Annotated in this window: 8 protein-coding genes; 5 read left to right on the top strand and 3 right to left on the bottom strand. The window is 38.3% G+C overall.

Translation table 11 applies throughout. The annotated features are described in order from the left end of the window. A partial coding sequence (locus VJ937_RS13005; protein WP_324067782.1) for a tyrosine-type recombinase/integrase occupies positions 1-561 on the top strand: 561 nt, incomplete at its 5' end. 124 nt (positions 562-685) lie between these two features. Here the strand turns inward: VJ937_RS13005 and VJ937_RS13000 are convergent. Together VJ937_RS13000 and VJ937_RS12995 are read right to left on the bottom strand one after the other, a co-directional pair. Continuing rightward, positions 686-1,210, bottom strand: coding sequence for a hypothetical protein (locus VJ937_RS13000; RefSeq protein ID WP_324067781.1), 525 nt, complete (start codon positions 1,208-1,210; stop codon positions 686-688). A gap of 168 nt (positions 1,211-1,378) precedes the next feature. Continuing rightward, the gene (locus VJ937_RS12995; protein ID WP_324067780.1) at positions 1,379-2,200 is read right to left on the bottom strand and encodes a hypothetical protein; all 822 of its coding nucleotides are present in this window, start codon (positions 2,198-2,200) and stop codon (positions 1,379-1,381) included. Positions 2,201-2,693: 493 nt separating this feature from the next. Here VJ937_RS12995 and VJ937_RS12990 point away from each other — a divergent pair, with 493 nt between their 5' ends. Genes VJ937_RS12990 through VJ937_RS12975 form a run of 4 tightly spaced genes read left to right on the top strand, consistent with a single transcriptional unit; the run spans position 2,694 to position 5,236 of the window. Then, on the top strand, positions 2,694-3,698 hold the full coding sequence (locus tag VJ937_RS12990) for an alpha/beta hydrolase (protein WP_324067779.1): 1,005 nt from the start codon (positions 2,694-2,696) through the stop codon (positions 3,696-3,698). After that, complete coding sequence (locus tag VJ937_RS12985; RefSeq protein ID WP_324067778.1) at positions 3,691-4,206, top strand: RNA polymerase sigma factor; 516 nt, start codon at positions 3,691-3,693, stop codon at positions 4,204-4,206. Before VJ937_RS12990 ends, VJ937_RS12985 begins: the two co-directional genes overlap by 8 nt. Further along, positions 4,196-4,798 (top strand): hypothetical protein, encoded by a 603-nt coding sequence (locus VJ937_RS12980; RefSeq protein WP_324067776.1) that lies wholly within the window; start codon positions 4,196-4,198, stop codon positions 4,796-4,798. The genes VJ937_RS12985 and VJ937_RS12980 overlap by 11 nt, the downstream gene beginning before the upstream one ends. A gap of 48 nt (positions 4,799-4,846) precedes the next feature. Then, a complete protein-coding gene (locus tag VJ937_RS12975; RefSeq protein WP_324067774.1) occupies positions 4,847-5,236 on the top strand; it encodes a hypothetical protein in 390 nt (129 codons plus the stop codon). Positions 5,237-5,365: 129 nt separating this feature from the next. Here VJ937_RS12975 and VJ937_RS12970 read toward each other — a convergent pair whose 3' ends face one another. Further along, positions 5,366-5,644, bottom strand: a complete 279-nt coding sequence (locus VJ937_RS12970; RefSeq protein ID WP_324067773.1) for a helix-turn-helix transcriptional regulator — start codon at positions 5,642-5,644, stop codon at positions 5,366-5,368. Positions 5,645-5,746: the final 102 nt, after the last annotated feature.

The following is a 5,746-nucleotide window of genomic DNA, read 5'->3' as shown; positions in this document are numbered from 1 at the left end:
ATACCAGTAGTTTTGTCGGTGGAAGAGGTGCAACGGTTTTTGTGGCATAGCCATCCTCTGGGAAATTCCTTTACCAACCTGAAACACAAAGCTATCTTTACTTTATGCTATTCCGCGGGCTTACGGGTCGGGGAGATCTTGAATTTAAAGTTAAAAGATATTGATTCTGATCGAATGCAAATTCGCATAGTGAACGGCAAAGGGCAGAAAGATCGGTATTCAATTTTGTCAAAAAAAGTATTACAGCTTTTACTAGAATATGTAAGAGAGTACCAACCCAATGAGTACCTTTTTGAAGGGCAATGTGGCGGTCAATATTCATCTTCTTCCATACAGGCGCTAATGAGGCGACACAAAAAGCAATGCGGTATCACCAAGAAAGCCACTCCGCATACATTACGCCATAGCTTTGCTACTCATTTACCAGACAACGGGACGTATACACGATTTATTCAGGAGCTTCTGGGGCATAAACATATTTCGACCACTCAAACTTATACCCATGTAAGCTCGCGTACTATGAAAGATGTAAAGAGTCCGATCGAAGATTTGGATATTTAGAACTAAGCCACTTAACGGTTATGCGGTAGGCGCCAAAACGTAATTTATTTACAAATGCTCTTTGGAACTACTAAATTACAAAACCGCAACGCAACGTCGAGACCTGTCCGCGTTGACGCGCTGGTTATACTGCACTGTTAGACGACCATTCTACAATTAGCAACGATTTTCTAGATATACCTGTGGCTAAGGCACCTTCAATCCACTTTTTCTGTGACTTGCGAATACGATCTTTGCTTTGTCTTTTAGCTTCTGCGAATAAGACTTCATTTCCCTTCCAACAATAAATATCAAAACAACCGCTTTTAGTACCGATTTTATTTTCAATTTTATTCAGAAGCTGTAAACAATTTTCAGGTATTTCTACTTCTTCTCTATTTGGGTAATAACTATTGAGAAATTTTCCTCTGAATGTATCTACCCAAACACCATCCCAACCAGCTTCTTGCAGTTTTCTAAGAATTAATATTTCTGCAAAAACGGGTTCCCCATTGTATTCTAAAACTGATTTCCCACCGTATGTATCTTCGGGCTGGGTTCCCTTCCAACTATCAAATATTGGTTGGGAAAGTGGAACCGAGATATTTGAACCAGACGGAAGCTTTAAAGTGTATTCGTCTACTATGACTAAATCTTCAGGAAGAAACATGAGCTAAATTTAAATTCAGTATAACGGTTCGGCGGCTAAGAGGCGATCCTGTAAGTTATAATTAAAACTCAAAACGCAAACTCGTCCACTTGAGCTACTTTGTTATGTTTCCAAGAATTCAGCAATATTTATAAATCATTAAAATTATGGCCGTAAGTTGTATCAGCATCAAAAAGGAATACCTATATACTCTTTCATTATTTCTAAGGCCTCTTCGAATTTACAATCAGAATGTGGTGTTCTATGTCCCTCATCGCAATCAAAACTGACAAAAGTTAGGTTCCATTCTGGATTAGAGGTCAGAAAGCTTAAGTCAGATGTGTTTTCATACTCATCGTAATCGTAGGCAAAAATCAGAGCATTCATGTTTTGACTCTCCATAATCTTTGAAATTTGATCATTTCTTATACTACTCCGTACTTTGCTATGTTCACGCGATTTTCTTTTGCCTGCAAATGCAGGTGCTAATCCAATGATGCCGTTAAATAATCGGTCCTCAATTAATGAATTGGCCATTAATGATGTCCATGCACCAGCAGAATAACCCGCCAAATATATATTTTCTGGGCTAACTCCAGCTACACGTAATTCCTCTAAAATGGCTCGCAATTCGTCTACTCTGTGATATATGTAGTTTCCGCCATCACTTCTATCAAATCTTGAATCGGTAGCATTCGAACATAAAAAATAGATATGCGTATTACTATCTTGAAGCTTCAAAATAACCTCAGGAATAAGATTCCTATGTATATAACAGTTAGGTCTTATTCGGGGATTGAATGTCTCATGCTGATAAATGATGATTTTATCATTATTAGATGGATCAATACTGATAGGAGGCCTTATACCGCTGTAGCTATTGAAAATTGGGCTTACATTGTTCGATTCAGACAAAAATCCACTTAAATCTTGAGGGCTTTTATTGCTACACGACATCAAAATCAGTAATAGAAGAGCTAATGCCAGGTGATTAATAATTTTCTTAATCATAACCGGTGTACTGAAAACAAAAGGGTTTAGTTGAGATCAATTTTTTGATAATTTCTTTGAAAGACACATAACGACATTGCGCATAACCTGCATGCGGATTAATGTTGAATTAGCAACTAACGAAAGAAGAGTCGTAAAACCAAGAGGGGCAAGACCTGGCGAAGCGTGTCCGCTAATAAATGCGCGTGTTAGGAGTATAACGTAAGAATGCAATTATATAAATGTTAATTAAGGCAGTATAATCATTTTATTAAAAAGTGATATCACCTCTAAAAATTATTCAGAGGAATGTGGTACTTCGAATAATATGACCCAGTTAGTTCACATCTCTGTATGAGCCGGCATTTGATGAACAATACTACAATGGAGAGTTTCAAAACATTACCCCAGTATTCTTGATTACTACTAATATATTTCTAACTAACAGTTTAGAAGAACAGTCGGGCTGGATGTAAGAAAAAAATTACATAAAAATCTGTAATAAAATCTGAATTTGGAGTCTAAAAAGGTAGATGCAGTTAAAAATACTTTATTAACTCTAACATTCAGAGGTTTTAACATGAATATCAAAAAGCAAATATTACACAGCTATACAGCGAAGTTTTTCTTTAGTACACTCCTTACAAAATTATTAATGCTTATTCCTTTATTACTGGAAGCTCAGGATTTAGAACCCAAAAAGGTTTACGAGCAGGAGGCTTTTACAGTTGAAGTATATGGTTCAGGTCCGCCCATCTACCTTATTCCTGGTCTTGCAAGTAGCGGGGATGTTTGGGAAGGCACCGTGAATCGTTTCAAGGATCAATATGAGTGCCATGTTTTTACGTTAGCTGGTTTTGCCCAAAAGCCGGCAACCGGAAAGACTCCATTTCTGGAAACTATGAATAAAGAGATAACAAATTATATTAAAGACCGTGAGCCCGGATTAATCGTGGGACACAGTTTAGGTGGGGTGTTAACACTGATTATAACATCTGAGAACGAGCAGTTAGTTCAAAAAGGAATTGTTGTAGATGCGTATCCTTTTTTGGCCGCCTTGATGCAACCAGGGGTTACAGAGCAGGATGTACAATTTCCGAGGCAAATGTTAAAAAATCAAGTGAATCAAATGGATTCGATAGCATATCGAAATCGACAAAGGAATACCCTGCAAACTATGGTCAGTGCTGAAAAGGATCTTGAGAACGTATTGGAGTGGTCGATGCAATCCGATCGCACAACAGTCGTAAACGCGATGGCTGATATTATGCAAACTGATCTTCGGGACGATATCAAGGAGATAGAAATTCCTGTTCTGGTCATGTTGGCAGGGAATATTTCCAGCGGTGAACAAGGTACTGTTAGTAAATCCCAAATTATGCAAACAGCCCGCAACCAATATGAACAGCTTGAAGATAAAACGCTTAAGGTAGCTGGTGAAGCAAAGCATTTCATCATGCTGGATGATCCTGAATGGTTTTATCAAACAATGGAAGCATATTTCAATGCAAGTGACTAAATCAAAAAAGTCCCGGTTTATAGCGCTTTACAATGAACACAGCGATAAGATTTATAGATTGTGCTACGGATATCTCCATGAAGAAAGTGAGGTAGAGGATCTTTTTCAGCAAGTACTGCTTAACATCTGGGAAAATCTGGAATCCTTTCGTGGTGAGGCCAAAATCACTACATGGATTTATCGAATTACGGTCAACACCGCCCTTACATTTAAAAAAAAACAACAACGGTTGGAAAGTATTCATCGTAATCCTGGAGACTTTTCAACTTTTAAGAGTGACAAAACATTCAAAGTCCGCAAAGATCCGTTGCCGGCTCTTCGGGATCTCAACAACTGCATCAGTAAACTGGAAAAGCAGGATCGTATTATAATTTCGTTGTACTTAGAAGATTTGAGTTATAAGCAAATTTCAAAGGTGGTGGGTATTTCAACAAACTACGTGGGAGTTAAAATAAATCGAATCAAAAAAGAACTTCAAAGCCTAATGCCAGAAAATCATGAATATTGATGAACTAAAGAAGGATTGGAAGTCCCAGAAAACACCGAAAGAAGATATAGGCATTGATCAAAACCTGTCGTCCAGGCTTGATGAATTTCAACAAATTCAGCGAAAGACAAGATTGAATAATGTTATATGCAGTATCCTTTTTGTCTGCTCAATAATTTTCCTTTGGTGCGTAGTTTATTTTATGCAGGAGGCCTCATGGTGGGTGTATAGCGGAATTCTTGTGTTGTCTGTAGAGATGGTTTTGGGTACCGGTTTTGCCTGGTATAGAACTTCGTTGAAAAAAGCAGACCACCTGCGGGTTGACAGCTATTCCTACATAACCAAAGCGATTAAAAAGCTTTTATATCGAAAAGTATTTCTCCGCTATATCATACCAGTGTACAGTATAATGCTTTTAACGGGGATAAACATGGTGTATGTAGATGTACTTAGTGACTTCAGCATTACGTGGCAACTGATGATCCATTTTGGAGTGAGCTTAGCAATTGTTTTTTTTGTGGGAATTGAATTTTGGAAAAGGTTAAAAAAGCAACGCAACGAAATAGATCCGATGATAATCGATTTACAAGTTATCAAAGAAAGGCTGGAATAGTCTTGTGAAGATCAATTTTAAAATCTAAAAATTAAAAGACCATTTATTATGAATACTAAAATATTGATGATAGCGAGTTCATTAGTAATGGGATTTTTAGGGATTTGCTTTACCTTTCTTCCCGGTGAAATTCTAGGCTTTTTCGGTGTAGAACCAGCTGATCTAAACACTTTGTTCCTGCAAATAACGGGATCGCTGTACTTTGCTTTTGCAATGCTTAACTGGATGGCAAAAGGGAATTTAATCGGCGGGATATATAGCAAGCCTGTGGCAATTGGGAATTTCACTCATTTTATGGTTGGTGGTTTGCTATTAAGTAATTCAGCTTTTTCTTCCCCTGAGAATATTGAAATTTGGATAGCCGCAATTGGTTACTCAATCTTGGCCGTTCTATTTGGCTGGGTATCGTTTGGCAATCCTTTGAAAGCTGAAAAGTAGCGGCCCTATTTCCATTTTGGAATGATAGCTTTGGAGGCTAACGGTCTGGCGGTTGTGCGGCGAGAAAACCAACGTTGCTAAAGTCTCAAAACCAAAACGAGTCCGCGCGAACCGCTGGTTATGCCTGCCTCACTCTACGAGTTCAACTCTGAGCTTTTTTCCAAATGCCTGGGCATACTTCTCCAAAGTTGAAAGACGAATGTCTTCGGCATGGTTCTCGATTCGCGAGATAGCTGTTTTTTTTGTGTTTAATTGTTTGGCGAGCTCATCCTGAGTCAATCCGGCTTCTTCACGGGCTCGCTTTAGGAGAACACCAATTTTAAAGCTTCGGAATCCTTCGTCGTACCCCTTGGCAAATTCGGTATCTCGTTTTTTACGGTCGCTGATATAAGCTTGTAAATCACTCATGTTTTACCTCCTTTTCGTGACAGATAATCAGCTTTGCGCTGTTCTGCCAGTTTAATTTCTTTCGTTGGTGTTTTTTGTGATTTTTTAGAAAGTCCATTCGTC

It is taken from the genome of Salinivirga sp., from assembly GCF_035268865.1.
Taxonomy (GTDB): domain Bacteria; phylum Bacteroidota; class Bacteroidia; order Bacteroidales; family Salinivirgaceae; genus Salinivirga.
The sequence above is the reverse complement of the archived record's forward strand: the minus strand, read 5'-3'. Positions and strand labels throughout refer to the sequence as shown.

Coding starts and splice junctions, on each gene's coding strand:
- VJ937_RS13000 (WP_324067781.1), bottom strand. CDS start 1,210: ATGTTTCTTCCTGAAGATTTAGTCATAGTAGACGAATACACTTTAAAG.
- VJ937_RS12995 (WP_324067780.1), bottom strand. CDS start 2,200: ATGATTAAGAAAATTATTAATCACCTGGCATTAGCTCTTCTATTACTG.
- VJ937_RS12980 (WP_324067776.1), top strand. CDS start 4,196: ATGAATATTGATGAACTAAAGAAGGATTGGAAGTCCCAGAAAACACCG.
- VJ937_RS12975 (WP_324067774.1), top strand. CDS start 4,847: ATGAATACTAAAATATTGATGATAGCGAGTTCATTAGTAATGGGATTT.
- VJ937_RS12970 (WP_324067773.1), bottom strand. CDS start 5,644: ATGAGTGATTTACAAGCTTATATCAGCGACCGTAAAAAACGAGATACC.